We start from the raw sequence: 20,304 nt of genomic DNA, 5'->3' as shown, positions 1-20,304 counted from the left end.
CTTCGACCCCGTACGACGAAAGGCCAGACCCGTGCAGGACCCGACCGAGCTCTTCCAGTTCGAGAGCGACACCTCACCCAGCCAGCTCCAGGAGCTGCAGGCATCGGTGCTCGTGGTCGCCCTCGGCGGATTCATCGACGCCGGCCACACCCAGCGACTGATGGCCGACCACATCCTCGAGACGCACGACTCGCGCGTCATCGCCTCCTTCGACGTCGACCAGCTGCTCGACTACCGCGGGCGCCGCCCCGTCATGGTCTTCGACCGCGACCACTGGAGCAGCTACGACGATCCGAGCCTGCTGCTCCACCGCGTCGTCGACAAGGAGGGCGTGCCCTTCCTGCTCCTCGTCGGCCCCGAGCCGGACTACCAGTGGAACCGCATGGTCGAGGCCACGACAGCGCTCATCAGGACGTTCGGTGTCGACCTCACGGTCAGCGTCCACGGCATCCCCATGGCCGTGCCCCACACCCGTCCCCTCGGCGTCACCGCCCACGGCACCAACCCGCGTCTCGTGACCGGCAACGACCCGGCGTTCGGCACGGTCCAGGTGCCGGCGAGCTTCTCGTCCCTGCTCGAGTTCCGGCTCGGTGAGGCGGGTCTCGACGCCATCGGCTTCGCCGTCCACGTGCCGCACTACCTCGGACAGAGCGAGTTCGCCGACGCAGCCGTGCTCGGTCTCGAGCGCGTGCGTGCCGCCACCGGCCTCGACCTCGACCTGCGCGAGCTCGCGGCGACCGCCGGGCTCAACCGCGCCGAGATCAGCCGGCAGATGGAGGAGTCCGACGAGATCACGGCGGTCGTCCGGGCCCTCGAGCAGCAGTACGACACCTTCCTCGAGGGACGCCAGCAGCGCAACCTGCTCGCCACCGACCTGTCCGACCTGCCCACGGCCGACGAGATCGGCGCCGAGTTCGAGGCGTTCCTCAAGGACGTCACCGAGGACGACGAGCAGTAGCAGTCTCCGCTCCCGATCCCACAGGTGGATGGAGGTATCCGGCTACCGGCTCTGGTCGCCGATCACCTCGACCCACTGACCGTCCGGCTGGTCAGGGTTTCGCCTCGCTCCAGCGGCGGATGACGGAGGTGTCGGCGACGAAGCGGACCTCGTCGGTGCCGGCCCAGGTGCGGGCGGCGCTCGTGAGCGTGGCCTCGACGGCGGCTGCGGCGGCTGCGGCTTGCTGCTCGGGCACGTGCACAAGCAGCTCGTCGTGCAGGCACAGCACGATCTGGCCTCCCAGCGGACGCACCGCGTGGCGCACCGTTGCCGCCCAGGCCTTGAAGAGCTCGGCGGCGGATCCCTGGATGATCGCGTTGCGCGCGTAGCGGCCGCGGGCGCCGTCGGCGCCGGTGGCCGCGAACTCGGCGTTGCCTGACGGCTCGGGCGAACCCGGTTCGAGGGCCGGCAGGGGCACGCCGCCGAAGCGGATGAGCCGGCCGCCCCACGTGCGCACCGGTCGACGCGCCACACCGTCGGCGTAGGCGCGGTCGAGCAGCCCCATGGCCACGGGGTAGGCGCGCTCGAGGTCCTTGAGGGCCTCACCCGCCGCCCCCGAACGCTGGCCGTACATCGCCGCGAGCACGGCGACCTTGGCCTTGGGTCGGTCGGCGCCGAGCTTGGCCGCCACCGGGGCATAGAGGTCGTCGGCGCGGGTCGCCTCGGCGAAGGCCCGGTCGGCGCTGACGACCGCAAGCACCCGAGGCTCGATCTGGCCGAGGTCGGCCCGGACGAAGACGTGCCCCGGTGCGGCGCAGATCGCGGGTCTCAAGGGGGCCGGCAGGTTGTGCAGGCCGTTCTGGGCCGTCATGCGGCCGGCCGCGCCGTCGCACGCCGTCCAGCCGCCGCGCAGCCGGTCGTCGGACCCGACGTGGTCGTCCAGCCACCGGTAGCCGTAGGTGGTCGCGATCCGCTCGTCCTTGCGCCAGCGCAGGAGTGCGTCGACGAGTGGGTGCGTGTGCCGGTAGGGCTCGAGCACCCAGGCGCGGGTGTTGGGCACGTCGACGCCGGCGGACAGGAGCAGGTCACGCACCTGCGCGGGGTTGCGCAGGTCGGTGCGCTCGCGGCCGCGAGCGTGTCGCAGCACGAGTGCGTCACGCTCTCGGCGGATGCGTGCGGCGTCCGCGTCGTCGAGCGGTCGGGCTCCTGCGGAGGCGGCGATGAGGTCCTCGGCCGCCGCGCGGTCGACGGGCAGCCCGTCGCGCTCGAGCTCGAGGCAGAGCACGGCGGCCGCGGACTCGGACCACACGGTGCGCTCGAGGCGGGCGACGTGCGAGCCCCCGATGCGACCTAGAGCCTCGCGCTGAGCCCGCTGGCAGTCGAGGGCCAGCAGCGCGAGCTCGCGCAGCCTCGTCTCGTCCGTCGCCCATCCCAGTGCGTCGGCCCTCAGATGGCCGTCGGGGGTGAGCAGGTCCAGGTCGGCACCGGCCGCGACGTCGAAGAGATCGCCGTCGAAGCCGCTCAGGCGCGGTGCACGTGGTGCCGGCACGGCGGCCTCGTCGAGCCCGCGGCAGCCCGCGACGACGTGGCCCGGGGTAGCCCACCAGCCGCCGTGGACGATGCGGTGTGCCTCCGCGAGGTCCCACGTGCGCGACACCTCGACGCCGGCGCCGACGACACCCCGCAGCGTCGACGCGGCCGACCACACGACCCATCGCGGTCCGAGACGCCCCGTGGCCTCGACGAAGCGGCGTGTCACGTCGCCGAGCGGCCACGGCTCGTCGACACCCGGCCCCACGGCATACGCCCCGTGCGGGCCGACGACGAGCGCGACGGGCGGGGGCCCGGGCTCCTCGTCACTCAAGGATGCTCGCGATCCGGCCCACCGCGTCGCGGAGGATCTCGGGTGACGTGGCGTAGTTGACCCGAGCATGTCCGCGCCCACCACAGCCGAAGATGGGCCCGGGGGAGAGCGCGACGCGAGCACGGCGCAGCACCTCACCCGCCGGGTCGTCGCCGAGGCCGACATCGGTGAGGTCGAGCCACGCGAGATAGGTCGACTCGGGCACGACGAGACGGGCGCCGGGCAGCTGCTCAGCGACGAGGTCGGCGAGCAGGTGCCGGTTCGCGTCCAGCTCGTCGACGAGCCGGTGGAGCCAGCCGCGACCGTCTCGGTAGGCCGCCGTCTGGGCGATGACGCCCAGATGGCTCGCGCCGAAGGTGACGAAGGGGTGCAGCCGGCGGACGTCGTCGACGGCCGCGTCGCCGGGCACGATGATCGCCGCCTTGAGTCCCGCGAGGTTCCACGCCTTGGAGGCCGACGTGACGGTGACGCCGCGCTCGGTGCCGGGCACGGTGAGGTAGGGCGTGAAGGTGCTCGTCGGGAGGACGAGCGGCCCGTGGATCTCGTCGGACAGGACGCGCACGCCGTGCTCGTCGGCCACGCGCGCGAGCGCCTCCAGCTCGGCCGGGGTGTGCACCGTGCCCGTCGGGTTGTGCGGGTTGGACAGGAGGTATGCCGTCCGGGCGCCCTCGGCGGTCAGGCCGGCGAAGACCTCGGCGAGCCGTTCGAGGTCGAGGCGGTGGTCGGCCCCGAGGGGCGCTTCGACGACCCGGCGTCCGCACGCCTCGATGACCTCGTAGAAGGCGTTGTAGACCGGCGGGCTGACGACCACCGGGCCCCCTGCGTCGGTGAAGAGGCCGAGGAGGTGGGTCACGCCGGTCAGGACGTCGGCCACGCGGGTGGTCGTCCGCGGATCGAAGTCCCACCCCCACTCGGCGTCCGCGAACGCAGCGACCTGGACGGCATACTCCTCGGTCAACGCGTAGCCGGTGTCACCCCGCGACACGGCGGCACTCACGGCGTCGACGACGGCCGGACACGGGGCACAGTCCATCTCCGCGATCCACATCGGGATGACGTCGGACCCGTGCACGCCCCACTTGACGGACGTGCGGTCACGACGCAGGTCTGCCAGCGACACCCCGAGGATCGGTGGCTGCGTCCTTCTCGTCTCGCCCATGGGGCGACCCTACGAGAGGGGACCGACGCGGTCGCGTGTGGTCCCATGGCGCCGTCGACTGGGTACGAGGGTGCCACGGGCGACGCCGGCGGCTTACGGTGTCGTCGGCGGCGACCGAGCCGCGCAAAAACAGACATCACAGACAGAGGCGGGAACTCGTGAGCATCTTGGGTTGGAGCAGGGACGCGACGATGAAGGCATCGGACGCGACCGCCGCACAGCTGCGCAAGGCGAAGGACGCCGGCGCGCTCGAGCGCGCCGCTCTGCCTGCCGAGGGAGGGCTCACGGGAGCGGCGACCCGACTCGTCGAACGTCTCCTCGACGTCGGCATCGACGGCAAGGGGCCCTTCGACCCCGCCCACGAGGTGGCGGCCAAGGCACTCGAGCAAGCCCATGGCGATCGCGAACAGGCCCTTCGGGTCATCGCCCGCGACCACCGCCAGCTCGGTGCCGTGGGCGGTTTCGCCACCGGCTTGGGCGGGTTCTTCACGATGCCGATCTCGTTGCCCGCCAACGTCCTGGAGTTCTACCTCCTCGCCACCCGCATGACGGCCGCCACGGCCAAGGTGCGGGGCTACGACATCGACCAGCCCGAGATCCGCTCGGCGATCCTGCTCAGTCTCGCCGGTGCCGACAGCGACGACCTGCTCAAGAAGGCCGGCCTGCAAGCCGCCGGAGGCAAGCTGTCGTCGGTCGCCTTCGACCGGCTGCCCGCACCGGCCCTGATGGTCCTCAACAAGGCCGTCGGCTTCCGCCTGCTCGGCCGTATCGGCCAGGGCACGTTCGCCAGGCTCGGGCGGGCCGTGCCCCTCGTCGGCGGACTCATCGGCGCGGCGGTCGACGTCTACATGCTCAGCCGCATCGCCAAGCAGGCCGCCAAGGAGTTCCCGGCCGTCGCGACCTTCGGGCCCTGAGCCCACCGGGTTGGGCGAGCCAGACCTGTGAGGAGAGGGAAGATCACCGTTTCGCAACGCCGTCAGCGCGGGGGAATCGCCCCGGCCACTCGCTCGTTGGGCCGAGCATGAAGACCGCATCCGGCATCAAGATGGCAGCCACCGTCGCATCGGTCGTGCGCGCTTCCACCCGGCCTGGCGCACCGAGCATCCCGGAGCGGGTGCAGGCCGTGCCACGCCTCGTGCGCTGCACCCTGGAGCGGACGTATGCCGGCACGACCCTCAAGCGGCTCGGGCTCGTCGCCGGGGCGGTCGCCTACGTCGCGTCCCCGATCGACCTGCTGCCCGAGGCGATCCTCCCCGTCGTCGGCGCCGCCGACGACGCCGTCGTCATCTCGTGGGCGATCAAGGCGTTCTTCGAGGAGACCGATCGCTTCATCGCCTGGGAGGCCGGCCAGGGCGTGCGCGTGCGCCCGTCACGGCCGCCTCGTGAGAGGGCCGGCGTCCTCCGGCTGACGGCCCGTGCGACGGAGGCAACGACCGGCGGGACCGCTGGTGCGGAGCCGGCCACGAGTGCCGGTCGCGGGGACCGCGTGCGGCTACCCGAGGGCGCGCGGCAGGCGGCCACCGACTACGTCCTCGAGTCGGTGCGCAAGCGTCTGGAGCGCTGAACGGGGTCGAACGACGTCGTCCGGCTGCAGGAGCACTCCTTCACCGGCAGGCTCACGGAGCAGATGGATCCGGGATGGCGAACGCTGCGGGTTCGTGAGGCGAACGCTTGAGGTCATTTTTTGCCAATTTCCCGTGAGATCTTGCCAAAAACCTCCGCCACGGGACAGGGTGTCGGCATGCGCCGATCCACCGTTTTCGCGGCCGCAGTCCTCGCGCCGCTCACCGTCGCCCTCACCGCCTGCTCGTCGGGCTCCGCCGCGGGGAGCGGCAGCGGGGATGGGAACGCCATCACCGTCGCCGCGAGCGGCGACACCAACGTGCAGGAGCTGTGGCAGCAGGTCCTCATCCCGGACTTCCAGAAGGCCAACCCCGGAACGACGGTCAAGCTGACCTTCGACCTGCACGGCAGCAACGACCAGCAGAACTTCGCCCGACTGGCCGCGGCGACCCAGCAGGGCAAGGATCCCGGCGTCGACCTGGTCGCCAGCTTCACCGACAAGGCGGCCGGTGCCGGGCTGCTCGCCGACGTCAGTGCCAGTCAGGTGCCCGGCCTGGCCAGTGTCGACCCCGCGGTCGTGGCCGCCGGTGGCAAGGGCGCCGTCCCCTACCGCGCGTCCTCGGTGCTGCTGGCCTACAACCCGGGCAAGGTCCCCGACCCGCCGACGACCCTCGATGCCCTGCTCGCATGGATCAAGGCGCACCCCGGGCGCTTCACCTACAACTCTCCCAAGAGCGGGGGATCGGGGCAGGCCTTCGTCGTCACCGTCCTCGACAAGACGACCCCGCAGGCAGACCGCGACCAGATGACGACCGGCTACCACAAGGACCTCGAGAAGGACTGGGACGCCGGCTGGAAGACCCTCTCCGACCTGACCCCGTCGGTCTACCAGAAGGGGGTCTACCCCAACGGCAACAACCAGGTGCTGCAACTGCTCTCGTCGGGACAGATCGACCTGGCACCGGTGTGGTCCGACCAGTTCATCTCCGGTCAGGCGGCCGGCACCATCCCGAAGACGATGAAGGCCCAGCAGATCAAGGACCCGGCCTTCACCGGCGGGGCGGCCTACGTCGGTGTGACCAAGGCGTCGAAGAACCAGGCCTTGGCCTACAAGCTCGTCGACTTCATGCTCCAGCCCGACGAGCAGGCAAAGATCGCTGACAAGATCGCGGGCTACCCCGCCATCTCGATGAGCAAGATGAGCCAGGCGATCCAGGAGAAGTTCGCGGCGGCCGACGCAAACACGCTACGGCCCGGATACAACCCCGACCACAGCAGCGACATCAACAACCTGTGGGACCAGAACGTCCCGGGGCAATGACCCTTCCCCCGGTGACCGTCCCGGCTGCGACCGTCACCCCTGACACCGTCCCGTCCGGGGCGGTGACCCCCGGGAGCGTCCCGCCCGGAACCGCCTCCTCAGGGCGCCCGACCCGGCGCCACCGGCTGACCGGTCTCCTGCTCGCGAGCCCGCCCCTGCTGCTGGTCGCGGTCTTCGTCGGCTTCCCGATTCTCGTCGCCGTCGCCTACAGCCTCGGACACACCGGTGGCCCCAACGCCACCGTCAGCCTGATCGCCAAGGACCAGGTGAAGGTGGACGCCTGGTGGAAGCAGAGCTTCGGTGCCTACACCCAGCTCTTCGCGGACGACCGCTTCCGCCGCGACCTCGTCGTCACCGTCGTGGTCGCGCTGCTCACGACGGTGATCGTGCTCGTGCTCGCCTGGGTCATCGCCCTCTACGTGCGGCTCACCGACACGTGGGCCTCCAGGATGCTCTCGGCGCTCGCGGTCGTGCCGATGTTCATCCCCGTCGTCATTGCGTCGTGGGCGATCCTCACCTTCTACTCCAGCGATGGCTTCGTGCGCTCCGTCGCCTCGCACGTCGGCCTCACTGCGCCGGTTTGGGGCTACACCACCACCGCCGTGGTCATCGGGCTCGTCTGGACCCACCTGCCGTTCGCCACGCTCATGATCGTGTCGGGGGTGCAGGGCGTGCCCGACGCCCTCATCGAGGCGGGCCGTGACGCGGGTGCGTCCATACCTCGGGTCGTCTGGAACGTCGTCGCGCCCATGGCGCTCGTGCCGACCGTCATAGCTGGCACCTTCACCGCGATCGGCACGCTGGGGTCGTTCACCGTGCCCTACTTCACCGGGCCGAACGCGCCGAAGATGCTCGGGGTCGACATGGCCGACTACTTCACCTCCTACAACCTGCCCCAGGCCTCGGTGGTGATGGCCGTCGTCGTCTTCGTCGTGGCCGCCGGCTTCGGGGTGGTCTACGTGTGGGCCAACTACCGCGGGGCCTCGGACCCCGCGGCGACGGAACCGTCGTGAGGCGCGCGAGCGGGCAGACGCTGACCGCGGTTCTGCTCGCCGTGCTCGGCGTCTTCATCCTCGGACCCCTGATCTGGCTCGGTGTCCGCGCCTTCGCCACGAGCTGGAGCTACCCGTCGCTCGGCCCGGACGGCTGGACGCTGTCGTGGTGGCAGGCGGTCTTCGACGACCCCAACCTCAAGGGGTCGGTGGTGCTGTCCTTCGAGTTCGCCCTGGTCACGATGGCGGTGTCGGCGCTGATCTGTCTACCGGCCGCCTACGCCTTCGCGAGATTCGACTTCCCGGGAAGACGGTTCTTCCTCATCGGCCTGTTCGCCACCAACGCGTTCCCCAAGATGGGGCTCTTCGTCGCCCTGGCCTCGTTGTTCTACACGCTGGGTCTGATGTCGACCTTCTCCGGTGTCGTGATCATCCACCTGCTGGGCACCGTCGTCTTCATGACGTGGATCCCGGCAGCGGCTTTCGCGGCCGTCCCCCGCGCCTACGAGGAGGCGGCCCGTGACGCCGGGGCGGGGCGCATCACGGTGCTACGCACGGTCACCCTCCCGCTCGCCGCCCCCGGCATCGTCGTCGCGCTCATCATGAGCTTCCTCGCCTCCTTCGACGAGGCGCAGGGCACCTACCTGGTCGGTAACCCCGACTACGTGACGATGCCGACCCAGATGTACTCCCTCGTCCTCAACTACCCGCCACAGGTGTCCGCCGTGTTCTCCATCCTCCTGGCCATCCCGTCGGCGGCACTGCTCCTGCTCGTCCGCAAGCACGTCATGGGCGGTCAGCTCGCCGAAGGGTTCCAGATCAGATGACCTCGACCACCCGCCCCCACACCGCCGAGGCGGCCGCCGTGCCGGAGGCCGCGACCGACGGTCTCGTCCTGCGTGGGGTCAGCAAGGTGCTGGGGGGCAAGACCATCGTCGACGACCTCGATCTGCGGGTCGCGAAGGGCGAGCTGGTCTGCCTGCTCGGGCCCTCGGGCTGCGGCAAGACGACCACGCTGCGCATGGTCGCGGGCTTCCTCGGGCCCGATGCGGGGGCGGTGACCATCGAGGGTCGTGACGTCACCGGTCTGCCCCCCGAGCGGCGGCCCACCGCGATGGTCTTCCAGAACTACGCGCTGTGGCCGCACATGTCGGTGTTCGACAACGTCGCCTTCCCGCTCCGGCTGCGAAAGCTGCCCAAGGTGGAGATCCGCACCCAGGTCGAGGAGGTGCTCGAGCTGGTCGGCCTCACCCACCACGTGCGCTCGCGGCCGGCGCGCATCTCCGGTGGCGAGCAGCAGCGGGTCGCCCTTGCGCGGGCGCTCGTGCAGCGGCCGCAGGTGCTCCTGCTCGACGAGCCGCTCTCCAACCTCGACGCCAAGCTGCGGGTGCGTGTGCGCGAGGACATCCGCGAGATCCAGCAGCGGCTCGGCATCACGACCGTCGTCGTCACGCACGACCAGGACGAGGCGCTCTCGATGTCGGACCGGGTTGCGGTGATGAACGCCGGGCGGATCGAGCAGTACGCCGCCCCCGCTGAGCTCTACCGCACGCCGGCCACGACCTTCGTCGGCGGTTTCGTCGGCGCGACCAACACGGTGCGCGGCCGACTCGAGGGCGATGCCGCGGGGCCGGTCGTCGTCCTCAGCGTCGACTCGGGCGAACTGCGGGTGCCGGTGGGATCGACCAACCTCCGGCAGGGGGTCTCGAGCGCTGCCGACGACATCCTCACCGTGCGGCCTGAGGACGTGGTCGTCACGGGTCTCGTCGGGAACGCTGGGGTCTCGGCGGTCGTCGACCGGATCATCCCCCGCGGCCACTTCACCGAGGTCGTGCTGTCGGTCGCCGGGTCGACGCTCCGGGCCTACGTCGACGCGGACGCCGCCGCCGTCGCGCAGCCGCGGGGACAGGTGAGGATCGGCCTGCGACGGGTGCTGGTCTACCGCGACGGGCGTCTGCTGTGACCATCGACCCGCGAGCCGGTGGCGGCCGTGCCCTCGCCGTCGCCCACCGTGGCGACCCGGTCACCCACCGGGAGAACACCCTTCCGGCCGTACTGCGCGCCATCGACGCCGGTGCCGACCTCGTCGAGATCGACGTCAAGACGACGGCCGACGGGGTGAGCGTCGTCCTGCACGACGACAACCTCGCCCGGCTGTGGGAGGTCGAGCACGACATCCGCGAGCTGACGGTGCACGAGGTGGACGCGGTCGGTGCCGCCCCCGGTATGGGGTCGATGCGGATCCCGCAGCTCCAGCAGGTGCTGCGCGCCGTATCCAGCACGGGTGTCGGCCTGCTCATCGACATGGATTCCGGGGAGTGGGCCTCGGCTGCCCTCTCGACGGTGGCGCGGGCCGCGTCAGCGGGTGAGGTGCGGCCGAGCCAGGTCGTCTGGTGCGGGCACGTCGACGCCCTCCGCGCCGTGCGCCTAGCCGATCCGAACGCCCGGATCTTCCTCTCGTGGGGCGAGCAGCTTCGAGACGGGCTGCCCTCCGACGAGCTCGTGGACGAGTTGCGGCCCGAGGCGTTCAACCCGCACTGGGAGGCCTTGGGCGGCCCGGTCCGCGACTGGGCGTCCGACCACGGGCTGGCGCTGTGCTGCTGGACGGTCGATGACCGCGACACCATCGCGACGGTGCTGCAGGAGGGGGCCGACGCGGTGATCAGCAACGAGGTCGACCTCGTCGTGCAGGAGGTGGCCCGGTGGAACCAGACGCTGGCGCGGTGAGCGCAGCGGCTGCCGCGGCGGCATACGGCATCGACATGGAGCACGCGCTCGAGGTGGCTGTGGAGTGCGCCGAGCTCGCGGCGCACGTGATGCGCGACGTGCCACGGGGGGTCGTGCGCACGAAGGCGCACCCCGCTGACGTCGTCACCGACATCGACGTGGCCACGGAGGAGGCGGTGCGGGCGCTGCTGGCGCAGGCGTTTCCCGACCACGTTGTCGTGGGGGAGGAGCTCGGGGGGAGCACCGACCTCGACGGCGGCGGCCCTACCTGGTGGTGCGACCCCGTCGACGGCACGACCAACCTGGCGTCGGGACTGCCGTGGACCTCCTTCTCCCTCGCGCTCTCGGTGGGTCGCGTTCCGCTCGTGGGCGTCGTCGGCGATCCCTGGCGTCATGAGGTGCTGACGGCCCGGGCAGACGGAGGGGCGCACCGGCGCCTGCCCGACGGCAGTGTCGTGGCAGTGCGGGCCTCACCCGTGACGACTCCGGAGGGGCAGGTGGTTCTCACCGAATGGGCGTCGTACGTGCCGTGGCCCGGGATGCTCGAGCTGCTCGAGGGACTGGCCGGGCAGCACTGCACGAGCCGCGTGATGGGCTCGGGGACGCTGGCCATCGCGTCGGTGGGTGCCGGCCGGGCGGCCGGTGCGGTGATCGGGGAGTTCCAACCGGAGGACCACCTCGCGGCGCTCCTGCTGTCGGCGGAAGCCGGCGCCGTGGTTCGCGACGTCGCCGGTCGGGAGACTCGGTGGCCGGTGCCGGGGCCCTTCTCCGTTGCTGCCCCGGGGGTGGATGCCGCCCTGGGTGGCCTCCTTCGCCCACGACCTCGCCTGCCCTGACCGGAGGGGACCGGCCCAGGGTGGTTGTGGTCACCCCGGACTGCGTGAGCGAGGGCACGTTGACGTCAGGATGCGGTGAACCCTCGCGGCGCTCGATCCACACCTCCTCGGCGTGACAGGCGCTCGTCCACAGGCCAGCCGACGGGCCTGTCCCCGGCGGAAGGCGGGGGCGAGGCTCGGTGCATGCCGAAGATCTCACTGTCCGGGCCGGCCGAGCTGCTGACCATCATCCCCTTCCACCTGGGCTTCCAGCCGGCACGCAGCGTCGTCGTGGTCTGCTTCCACGGCAAACGACTCGGACTGGTGGCCCGCCTCGATCTCGTCGACGCGCAGTTGGCCGAGGAGGCAGCTGAGCAGACCGTGCCGACCCTGCTCCAGGGGGCGCCTTCGTCCGTGGCCCTCGTGGGCTTCGAGGACATGCCCGACGAGTCCCTTCCCCTGCTCGAGGCCATCGCCGACAGCATCTCCGCCGATCGAGTCATGGTCCGGGAGCGCCTCGTCGTCCGCGACGGCCGTTGGCGTTCCGTCGGGTGCGACTGCTGCCCCGACGAGGGCTGGCTCCTGCCCGAGCAGGCCGACGTGCCTGCCGTTGCGAGCTACGTGGCACTCGGGCACGCGGTGCTCCCGGACCGCGACGAGCTGGCCCGACTCGTCGAGCCGCTCGCACCGTCCGAGCCCCGGCACGACCTGGCCCTGGCGGCCATCGAGGACTGGCAGCGCCGCTACCGGGCCGCTGGAGGGTCGGTGAGCGACCTGCCGGGCCCAGCCGGCAGGCGCCGTCGGTTCCCGCGGCGCGCGAGCTCTGCGAGCACCGGGCTCGGAGTGCTGGAGGGCGGCGACCCGTCCGCGCGCCAGTTCCTCGTCAACGACTCACTGGTCGCTTGGGGTGGGGTGCTGAACGGTGACATCGAGGGCTACGGCATCGAGCACTGGCTGCCGTCCCTCGTGGGGCCGCTCCGCGACGTCGAGGTCCGGGACGCCCTCATCGGATGGCTGTGCCCGGGCACGGTGCCGCTCGACACGTTCCCTGACGACCTCGTCGTCATGCTGGACGTGCTTCTCGGTCCGGAGCTGCGACTCGCCCCGACGGCCGGCGACGCAGGACTCGATTCAGCGCGTGACTCGGCCTGGGGCCAAGCAGGCGACGTCACGGGCGACGGCGGCGGGACGGGTGGCGACGTCGCGTCGCGGCTCACCGCTTCGGATCGCGAGGCGCTGCGGGCCCTCCACGAGCTGCTCGACCTCGGGTCGGCGCCTGCGCCCGGCGGCGTCCCGGGAGTGGAGTCCGACGCCCCGGCGGGTGACGCCGCCGACCGGCCCGCCGGCCCCGACGGAGTCCGCGGACGCGAGACCGGTGAGAGCTGGGAGGACTGGGACGAGGCCACGTTGCCGCGCCTGGTGCTCGGACGCCTCGAGCCCGTGTGCCGACTCACCCCGGCTGTGCACGCAGCACCGCTGCTCTCGGTCGTCGCGGCGCTCGCGTGGTGGTGTGGCGACGGGGCGCGGGCCGGAGTGGCGGTCGACCATGCGCTCGACCTCGAGCCCGACCACCGGCTGAGCCGACTGGTGCGCCGGTCGCTCGACCACGGCCTCCGGCCGTCCCGCTGCGCGTGACCCCTCGGCGCACCCGGCCCGCGGGGGCGTCCATGTCGTGGACCGGCCGATCTCCTCCGGGGGGCGTCTCGCGTATGGTTTGACCAGGTCACGAGTACCAGCGACAAGCCCCGGCTCGCTGGTCGGCAACCCTCCTACGCGGTGGGGTGCCCCGGGTGAGGACCTGGCCGCGCTCGTCCCGGGTGCGTGCAAGCGCGAGGACCGAGGAGTACCCCGATGACCGTCACCCACCGGAAGCCGAGCTCGCGTCGTCCCGCGCGGCACGCTGCCGCTGGCACTGCGCCGTCCGAGGGCGTCGCCCCGCCGTCGTCCGGTCACGCAACGGCTGGGCCGAGGACGGCGGACCGGGGCGACGAGACCACGGTGCCTGCACGGCGCGAACCGGACGGTGCCTGGCGCGACGGCGATCCCGTGGGTGCGCGGCAGTTCGTCCACATCGGTGACGTGGAGCTCGAGCGCGGAGGTGTGCTGCCAGACGTCCGCATCGCCTACGAGACGTGGGGCCGGCTCAACGACGCGGGCGACAACGTCGTGCTCGTCGAGCACGCGCTGACCGGCGACAGCCACGTCGTCGGTGAGGCGGGGCCGGGGCACCCATCACCCGGATGGTGGAACTCCCTGGTCGCCGAGGGCGGCCCGGTCGACCCCGACGAGTGGTTCGTCATCGCCTCCAACGTCCTCGGCGGCTGCCAGGGCAGCACCGGCCCGTCGACTCCCGCCCCGGACGGCCAACCCTGGGGGAGTCGGTTCCCCTACGTCACCGTCCGTGACCAGGTCACAGCCGAGCGTCTGCTCCTCGACCACCTGGGCATCCGCCGGGTCGCTGCCGTCGTGGGCGGCTCGATGGGCGGCATGCGAGCGATCGAGTGGGCGGTCACGCATCCTGACGACGTCGACCGGTGCATCGTCCTCGCCTCGACCGCCCGCGCCACCGCCGACCAGATCGCCTGGTGCCAGCCGCAGCTGCTGGCCATCCGTCACGATCCCGACTTCGCGGGCGGGGACTACTACTCGAGCGACCGCCGCCCGGACACCGGCCTGGGTCTCGCGCGTCGCATCGCCCACATCACCTACCGCACGGAGTCCGAGCTCGACGAGCGCTTCGGGCGCTCCGCCCAGCTCGGCGAGGACCCGTTGCGCGCCGGTGACCGAGGTCGCTTTGCCGTCGAGTCCTACCTCGACCACCACGCCGGCAAGCTGGCGCGACGTTTCGACGCGAACTCCTATGTCGTCCTGACCGAGGCGATGAACTCCCACGACGTGGGCCGGGACCGGGGCGGTCTGCCGGCAGCCCTGGGCCGCGTCAGCGCCGACTGCACCATCGTGTCGGTCGACACCGACCGCCTCTACCCACCGCGCCTCTCGGACGAGCTGCACGCCGCCCTGCCCTTCTCCGAGCGTGCGCACATCGTCTCCGACTTCGGCCACGACGGATTCCTCATCGAGGAGGAGCAGGTGGGCCGGATCATCCGAGGCGCGCTGGACCGCCGCCGCGGCTGAACCCGGCTGGGCACGTCTGCGCGGTGCGCGCGGGACGCACCGGACGTGCCTCGATATCGGGTACGGTGCGAGCACTGGTTGTTTCCGTCCCAAGGAGGTCCGGGAAAGTGGCCATCGTCGTTGGTTATGTCGCCACCAAAGAAGGTCGCGCGGCGCTCAAGCGAGCCGCCGAGGAATGCGTCCTGCGCGGTGCGAAGCTCGTCGTCATCAGCTCCCACCGTGGAGGCAAGGACTTTGACGCGGACGAGGCCAGGGAGTTCGAGAGCGAGCTTGCCCGCGTGCAGGCGATCCTCGAGGAGAAGGGGCTCGAGCACGAGGTGCGGCAGCTGGTCCGGGGCAACGACCCCGCCGAGGACCTCATCTCCGTCGCCGAGGAGGAGAAGGCCGACTTCATCGTCATCGGGCTTCGGCGCCGCAGCCCGGTGGGCAAGCTCATCCTCGGCTCCAACGCGCAGCGGATCCTGCTCGACGCGAGCTGTCCCGTCCTGGCGGTCAAGGGCGAGTGACGCGTCGGGGGTCGCCTGTGGGCGGGTCCCATCGGCCTCGTCAGCCGATCAGCGCCGTGCGCGGGTTCGCCGTCCGTTCGCTCAGATGGCGTGTGCCGTTTTATAATGTCGGAGTACCGGATCGCACCAGGCGCACCGAGAGCTCGAGACAGGGATCGACTCCGACAGGCCACGCCCTCCCGGCACCAAACCCCATTCTTCTTCGTTGTGATGATGCATGCCCGAAACCGGGGTGATCAACCGACGAGGCCTGCGACGAAAGGCGACTGCATCCGTGCCCAAGGCAACAACCGCTGGAGCTCCGAAGACCCTGCCGAAGGTGTTCCAGCACGAGGCGATCATGCAGCTCCTGGTCAAGGGCAGCACTGACGGCACCATCACCGGAACGGAGATCGCCCGCGCCCAGGTCGATGCCGGTCTGGACCTGAAGCAGATGAAGCCGGTCCTCACCACGCTCGAGGCCCACGACATCGAGATCGTCGTCGACGCGCCCCACGCCAGCACGACGAAGAAGACCCGAACAGGGACCAAGGGAGGCACTGTGGCCACCGCACGCACCAGCACGGCCGCGGCGACGAAGTCCGCGACACGGACGACGACCGCGACCGCGGCGACGAAGACCGCCGCCAAGAAGACCACCACCAAGAAGGCTGCGACCAACGTCGGCGTCGCCAAGGCGGCTGCCAAGCCGGTCGCGAAGAAGACGGCGGCGAAGAAGACCGCGGCGAGCAAGGCCGCGACGCCGGCCGACGGCGTCGTCGTCGAGGCTGACAGCCCCGACGACGCCGAGCCCACGGACGCCCCGGTCGGCGAGCTCGAGGACGTCGTCGTCGAGCCCGTCGACGCCGACGAGGACTCCGAGGACGGCGTCGTCCCTGCCGTGGCCGCCAAGACCGAGGAGACCGAGGAGTCCGGCTTCGTCATCCGCGACGACGACGAGGACGACGCCCCGGCCCAGCAGGTCGTCACGGCCGGCGCCACGGCCGACCCGGTCAAGGACTACCTCAAGCAGATCGGCAAGGTCGCCCTCCTCAACGCCGAGCAGGAGGTCGAGCTCGCCAAGCGCATCGAGGCGGGCCTGTTCGCCGAGGAGAAGCTCAACTCCGGCGACAAGATCGACATGAAGCTCAAGCGTGAGCTGTGGTGGATCGCCCAGGACGGCAAGAAGGCCAAGAACCACCTGCTCGAGGCCAACCTGCGACTGGTGGTCTCCCTCGCCAAGCGTTACACCGGTCGCGGCATGCTCTTCCTCGACCTCATCCAGGAGGGCAACCTCGGCCTCATCCGTGCCGTCGAGAAGTTCGACTACACCAAGGGCTACAAGTTCTCGACCTACGCGACGTGGTGGATCCGCCAGGCCATCACGCGTGCCATGGCCGACCAGGCCCGCACCATCCGCATCCCGGTCCACATGGTCGAGGTCATCAACAAGCTCGCCCGTGTGCAGCGGCAGATGCTCCAGGACCTGGGCCGCGAGCCCACCCCGGAGGAGCTCGCCAAGGAGCTCGACATGACCCCGGAGAAGGTCGTCGAGGTCCAGAAGTACGGCCGCGAGCCCATCTCGCTGCACACCCCGCTCGGCGAGGACGGCGACAGCGAGTTCGGTGACCTCATCGAGGACTCCGAGGCCGTCGTCCCGGCCGACGCCGTGAGCTTCACGCTCCTGCAGGAGCAGCTGCACTCGGTGCTCGACACGCTCTCAGAGCGTGAGGCCGGCGTCGTGTCGATGCGTTTCGGCCTGACCGACGGCCAGCCGAAGACGCTGGACGAGATCGGCAAGGTCTACGGCGTGACGCGCGAGCGCATCCGGCAGATCGAGTCCAAGACGATGAGCAAGCTGCGTCATCCGAGCCGCAGCCAGGTGCTGCGCGACTACCTCGACTGACGGGCAGCGCTTCCGTCGCGGTCCAGCGGGTCAGGTGCCCTTTCGGGTACCTGACCCGCTGTCGTCCGCGCCCCCGCGCCGGGCACGAGGGGGACGGTCTCCGGCATGGCGGCGTCGATGCCAACCGATGGGATCCGTGCCGGTGAGGGGCCCTTCGAGAACGCCGGACGGCGGGGCCGGCCGCCGGTAGGCTCGGATCGTGCCTGTTCTCCGAGCTGGACGAGAGCACTCGGGCGCTGGCCGACCCCAACTCGGCCCGCGCCCCAAGATCGTCGGCTGACCATGGCCGAGCTCGCCGACCGACCTGACGTCGGGCCGCGCGAGTGGGCGGAGCGCGTTCCGGGCTTGCGTCTGGCCCGCTCCTATGAGCCCTCGTGGCTCCCGAAGGACATCGTCGCGGGGCTGGTCCTGTCCGCGCTGCTGGTGCCGCAGGGGATGGCGTATGCGCAGCTGGCCGGGCTGCCGCCCGTCACGGGTCTCTACACCTCGATCCTGTGTCTGATCGGGTATGCGGTGTTCGGCCCCTCCCGCGTGCTCGTGCTGGGACCGGACTCGTCCCTGGGCCCCATGATCGCGGCGACGATCGCCCCCCTGCTGCTGTCGGGCGGAGACCCCACGCGCGCCGTTGCGCTCGCATCGATGCTGGCCGTCATCGTCGGCGTCGTCATGGTCGTCGCGGGCCTGTCAGGGTTCGGGTTCGTCGCCGACCTGTTGTCGAAGCCGACACAGATCGGCTACATGAACGGGCTCGCGCTGACCATCATCATCGGCCAGCTGCCCAAGCTCTTCGGCTTCTCCACCGATGCCAACGGTCTGGTCGCCGAGACGAGCGCCTTCCTGTCTGGCCTGTTCGCCGGTGAGGCCAACCGTACGGCCGCCCTCATCGGACTCACCGCGCTCGCAGGCATCCTGCTCCTGAACAGGTTCATCCCCAAGGTCCCGAGCGTCCTCGTGGTCGTGGCCCTGACTGCCGTGGCGGTGAACCTCTTCGACCTCGAGGCCCACGGGGTCGACACGATCGGTGTGCTGCCGCAGGGCCTCCCCGCCTTCACGGTCCCGCACGTCACCTGGGGAGATCTCCCGCCGCTGGTGCTGGGCGCCCTCGCCATCGCCGTCGTCGCGCTCGCCGACACGATGTCCACGGCCTCGAGCTTCGCCGCCCGCAAGGGCGTCCGGGTCGAGGGCAACCAGGAGATGATCGGCATCGGGGCCGCCAACATCGCCGCCGGCGCCTTTCAGGGTTTCCCGGTCAGCACCAGCGGATCGCGCACTGCGGTCGCGGACCAGGCCGGCTCGCGGACCCAGGTCACGGGGATCGTGGGGGCCGTCGTGATCGCCGTCGTCCTGCTCTTCGCCAACTCGCTCATGCGGTACGTGCCCCAACCGACCTTGGGTGCCGTCGTCATCGCGGCCGCCGTGTCGCTGACCGACGTCGCCGGGGTGCGTCGGCTCTGGCTGCAGCGCCGGACGGAGTTCCTCCTGTCCCTCATCGCCCTGCTCGGCGTGGCCCTGCTGGGCGTCCTACCCGGCATCCTCGTCGCGGTGGGGCTGTCCATCCTCAACGTGTTCCGCCGCACCTGGTGGCCGCACCAGGCCGAGCTCGGCCGCGTGGAGGGGATCGCTGGGATGCACGACACCGAGAGCTATCCCGATGCGGCGCGGTTGCCCGGGCTGGTGGTCTACCGATTCGACGCCCCGCTCATCTTCGCCAATGCCCGGAGCTTCGGCGAGACCGTCCGCGAGATGGCTGAACGCGATCCGACCTTGCGCTGGATCGTCGTCGCCGCGGAGCCGATCACCGACGTCGACACCACGGCCGCGGACATGCTGGAGGAGCTCGACACCTGGCTGAACGCGCGCGACGTGTCCCTGGTCTTCGCGGAGATGAAGGACCCGGTTCGAGCGAAGATCGAGCGGTACGGCTTGACCCGCACCATCGCGCCAGAGCATTTCCTCCCGACTGTGGACGAGGCCGTGGCCGAGTACAAGCGCCGAACCGGCGTGAGCTGGGGAGACCCGAAGGAGCCGACATGACGACATCCGATCCGGCCGCCGCACCCGGCGCGGGCCCCACCCCGATGCGCAGGGCCTCGGCAGCACTTGCGCTGACAGCGTTGGCGGCGGCGTTGCTCTTCGTCGTCGTCGTCTCCATCCGCCGATGGGACGTCCTGCTGGTGAGCGTGCTCTCGCTCGGGCTCGCGGTGGTGGCCGCCTGGTACGTGGTGTCGCGCCGAGGACTCGTCCGAGCCGCTGCTGCTGCGCTCGTGGTGGGTGCGCTCGTCGTCTTCGTCGTGGTGATCCTCGCGAGCGAGAGCGGTCGCGTGCTGGCGGTCGGGCTGGGTCTCGCCGCCATCTCCGCAGTGGCGGCCGGCTACGCACTACCCCGGACCGCGCAGCCCGACGCCGCCGACGCCGCACGCAGGGCCAAACACGCGGTCCTGATCATGAACCCGCGGTCAGGGGGAGGCAAGGTCGCGCGGTTCGGGCTGGTCGAGCTCTGTCGGCAGCGGGGCGTCGAGGCCCATGTGCTCACCCCTGGCGAGGACCTACGAGCAGTGGCCGAGGCCGCCGTGGCCGAGGGGGCGGACCTGCTCGGTATGGCTGGGGGTGACGGATCGCTGGCGATCGTCGCCTCCGTCGCGAGCCGACACGACCTGCCCTTCGTCGTGGTGCCGGCCGGCACGCGCAACCACTTTGCCCTCGACCTTGGAATCGATCGCGAGGACGTCCCGGGCGCGATGGATGCCTTCGACGACGGAGTCGACCGGCGGGTGGACCTGGCCGAGATCAACGGGCGGGTGTTCGTCAACAACGCATCGATGGGGGTGTACGCCAAGGTCGTCCAGTCGGCGGACTACCGGGATGCCAAGGTGCAGACCGCCTCGGCCCTCCTGCCGGACATGCTGGGTCCCGGAGCCAGACCCCTCGACCTGCACTACAGGCTGGCGTCCGGGGAGGAGGCCGTCCCCGGCCAGCTCCTGCTGGTGTCGAACAACCGCTACGACCTGGCGCACCTGCGCGGCGGAGGGACGCGCGACCGCCTCGACGCCGGGGTGCTGGGAATCGTCGCACTACGGGTCAGCTCTGCTGCGGATGCGGAAAAGGTGACTCTCCTGGAGATGGCGGGCCAGGTGCAGCACTTCGCCGGGTGGAACGAGTGGACCGCGTCCCAGTTCGAGGTGGACTCGTCCGGGCCCGTCGAGGTGGGCGTCGACGGCGAGGCCCTCGTCCTGGATCCACCGCTGCGCTTCGTCATCCGGCCGGGGGCCGTCACCATCAGGCTTCCGCGTGCGGCGCTGCAGAGGGCGCGCGACAGCCACCCGGCGCGGATGACCCTGAGGTCGACCCCGGTCGAGCTCTGGCAGACGGCGACCGGCGCCGGTGCGAGGGCCGGATGAGG

17 protein-coding genes and 1 riboswitch are annotated in these 20,304 nt (G+C 71.0%); of the genes, 15 read left to right on the top strand and 2 right to left on the bottom strand.

Annotation, left to right across the window (positions count from 1 at the left end):
• Window positions 1-31 precede the first annotated feature (31 nt).
• The gene (locus AB4030_RS14435; protein ID WP_442279897.1) at window positions 32-958 is read left to right on the top strand and encodes a proteasome assembly chaperone family protein; all 927 of its coding nucleotides are present in this window, start codon (window positions 32-34) and stop codon (window positions 956-958) included.
• 91 nt (window positions 959-1,049) lie between these two features.
• Here the strand turns inward: AB4030_RS14435 and AB4030_RS14430 are convergent, their stop codons facing one another.
• Entirely contained in the window at window positions 1,050-2,801 is a 1,752-nt protein-coding gene (locus tag AB4030_RS14430) for a DNA polymerase (RefSeq protein ID WP_442279896.1), read from the bottom strand.
• Complete coding sequence (locus tag AB4030_RS14425; protein ID WP_442279895.1) at window positions 2,794-3,960, bottom strand: MalY/PatB family protein; 1,167 nt, start codon at window positions 3,958-3,960, stop codon at window positions 2,794-2,796. The genes AB4030_RS14430 and AB4030_RS14425 overlap by 8 nt, the downstream gene beginning before the upstream one ends.
• Window positions 3,961-4,151: 191 nt before the next feature.
• On the opposite strand from AB4030_RS14425, the gene AB4030_RS14420 reads away from it, so the two are divergent.
• The 14 genes from AB4030_RS14420 (at window position 4,152) to AB4030_RS14355 (ending at window position 20,302) form a co-directional block, all read left to right on the top strand.
• Window positions 4,152-4,874: an EcsC family protein gene (locus AB4030_RS14420; RefSeq protein WP_442279894.1), complete on the top strand. Its 723-nt coding sequence runs from the start codon at window positions 4,152-4,154 to the stop codon at window positions 4,872-4,874.
• Window positions 4,875-4,981: 107 nt separating this feature from the next.
• Window positions 4,982-5,524: a YkvA family protein gene (locus AB4030_RS14415; RefSeq protein ID WP_442279893.1), complete on the top strand. Its 543-nt coding sequence runs from the start codon at window positions 4,982-4,984 to the stop codon at window positions 5,522-5,524.
• A gap of 177 nt (window positions 5,525-5,701) precedes the next feature.
• A complete protein-coding gene (locus tag AB4030_RS14410; protein WP_442279892.1) occupies window positions 5,702-6,844 on the top strand; it encodes an extracellular solute-binding protein in 1,143 nt (380 codons plus the stop codon).
• Window positions 6,841-7,857, top strand: coding sequence for an ABC transporter permease (locus AB4030_RS14405; RefSeq protein WP_442279891.1), 1,017 nt, complete (start codon window positions 6,841-6,843; stop codon window positions 7,855-7,857). Before AB4030_RS14410 ends, AB4030_RS14405 begins: the two co-directional genes overlap by 4 nt.
• Complete coding sequence (locus AB4030_RS14400) at window positions 7,854-8,663, top strand: ABC transporter permease (RefSeq protein ID WP_442279890.1); 810 nt, start codon at window positions 7,854-7,856, stop codon at window positions 8,661-8,663. The genes AB4030_RS14405 and AB4030_RS14400 overlap by 4 nt, the downstream gene beginning before the upstream one ends.
• Window positions 8,660-9,799, top strand: coding sequence for an ABC transporter ATP-binding protein (locus AB4030_RS14395; protein WP_442279889.1), 1,140 nt, complete (start codon window positions 8,660-8,662; stop codon window positions 9,797-9,799). Before AB4030_RS14400 ends, AB4030_RS14395 begins: the two co-directional genes overlap by 4 nt.
• On the top strand, window positions 9,796-10,563 hold the full coding sequence (locus AB4030_RS14390; protein ID WP_442279888.1) for a glycerophosphodiester phosphodiesterase: 768 nt from the start codon (window positions 9,796-9,798) through the stop codon (window positions 10,561-10,563). Before AB4030_RS14395 ends, AB4030_RS14390 begins: the two co-directional genes overlap by 4 nt.
• Window positions 10,539-11,399 (top strand): inositol monophosphatase family protein, encoded by an 861-nt coding sequence (locus AB4030_RS14385; RefSeq protein WP_442279887.1) that lies wholly within the window; start codon window positions 10,539-10,541, stop codon window positions 11,397-11,399. The genes AB4030_RS14390 and AB4030_RS14385 overlap by 25 nt, the downstream gene beginning before the upstream one ends.
• A 183-nt stretch (window positions 11,400-11,582) precedes the next feature.
• Complete coding sequence (locus tag AB4030_RS14380) at window positions 11,583-13,013, top strand: DUF4192 family protein (RefSeq protein ID WP_442279886.1); 1,431 nt, start codon at window positions 11,583-11,585, stop codon at window positions 13,011-13,013.
• An 86-nt stretch (window positions 13,014-13,099) separates the two neighbouring features.
• Window positions 13,100-13,214: riboswitch (SAM riboswitch) on the top strand.
• A 15-nt stretch (window positions 13,215-13,229) separates the two neighbouring features.
• Entirely contained in the window at window positions 13,230-14,513 is a 1,284-nt protein-coding gene (gene metX, locus AB4030_RS14375; protein ID WP_442279885.1) for a homoserine O-acetyltransferase MetX, read from the top strand.
• A gap of 107 nt (window positions 14,514-14,620) precedes the next feature.
• On the top strand, window positions 14,621-15,019 hold the full coding sequence (locus AB4030_RS14370) for a universal stress protein (RefSeq protein ID WP_442279884.1): 399 nt from the start codon (window positions 14,621-14,623) through the stop codon (window positions 15,017-15,019).
• A gap of 340 nt (window positions 15,020-15,359) precedes the next feature.
• Entirely contained in the window at window positions 15,360-16,904 is a 1,545-nt protein-coding gene (locus AB4030_RS14365) for an RNA polymerase sigma factor (RefSeq protein ID WP_442279927.1), read from the top strand.
• A gap of 282 nt (window positions 16,905-17,186) precedes the next feature.
• Window positions 17,187-18,938, top strand: a complete 1,752-nt coding sequence (locus tag AB4030_RS14360) for a SulP family inorganic anion transporter (RefSeq protein ID WP_442279883.1) — start codon at window positions 17,187-17,189, stop codon at window positions 18,936-18,938.
• Window positions 18,935-20,302: a diacylglycerol/lipid kinase family protein gene (locus AB4030_RS14355; protein WP_442279882.1), complete on the top strand. Its 1,368-nt coding sequence runs from the start codon at window positions 18,935-18,937 to the stop codon at window positions 20,300-20,302. Before AB4030_RS14360 ends, AB4030_RS14355 begins: the two co-directional genes overlap by 4 nt.
• The last annotated feature ends 2 nt before the right edge of the window (window positions 20,303-20,304 follow it).

The organism is Terrabacter sp. 2YAF2 (assembly GCF_052114705.1).
Taxonomy (GTDB): domain Bacteria; phylum Actinomycetota; class Actinomycetes; order Actinomycetales; family Dermatophilaceae; genus Terrabacter.
This window is presented reverse-complemented; position numbering and strand designations above follow the sequence as displayed.

Bases quoted from the DNA above. Each gene is read 5' to 3' on its own strand.
- metX (WP_442279885.1), top strand. From the start codon at position 13,230: ATGACCGTCACCCACCGGAAGCCGAGCTCGCGTCGTCCCGCGCGGCAC.
- AB4030_RS14380 (WP_442279886.1), top strand. From the start codon at position 11,583: ATGCCGAAGATCTCACTGTCCGGGCCGGCCGAGCTGCTGACCATCATC.
- AB4030_RS14410 (WP_442279892.1), top strand. From the start codon at position 5,702: ATGCGCCGATCCACCGTTTTCGCGGCCGCAGTCCTCGCGCCGCTCACC.
- AB4030_RS14425 (WP_442279895.1), bottom strand. From the start codon at position 3,960: ATGGGCGAGACGAGAAGGACGCAGCCACCGATCCTCGGGGTGTCGCTG.
- AB4030_RS14360 (WP_442279883.1), top strand. From the start codon at position 17,187: ATGGCCGAGCTCGCCGACCGACCTGACGTCGGGCCGCGCGAGTGGGCG.
- AB4030_RS14405 (WP_442279891.1), top strand. From the start codon at position 6,841: ATGACCCTTCCCCCGGTGACCGTCCCGGCTGCGACCGTCACCCCTGAC.
- AB4030_RS14415 (WP_442279893.1), top strand. From the start codon at position 4,982: ATGAAGACCGCATCCGGCATCAAGATGGCAGCCACCGTCGCATCGGTC.
- AB4030_RS14395 (WP_442279889.1), top strand. From the start codon at position 8,660: ATGACCTCGACCACCCGCCCCCACACCGCCGAGGCGGCCGCCGTGCCG.
- AB4030_RS14420 (WP_442279894.1), top strand. From the start codon at position 4,152: ATGAAGGCATCGGACGCGACCGCCGCACAGCTGCGCAAGGCGAAGGAC.
- AB4030_RS14365 (WP_442279927.1), top strand. From the start codon at position 15,360: ATGCAGCTCCTGGTCAAGGGCAGCACTGACGGCACCATCACCGGAACG.
- AB4030_RS14355 (WP_442279882.1), top strand. From the start codon at position 18,935: ATGACGACATCCGATCCGGCCGCCGCACCCGGCGCGGGCCCCACCCCG.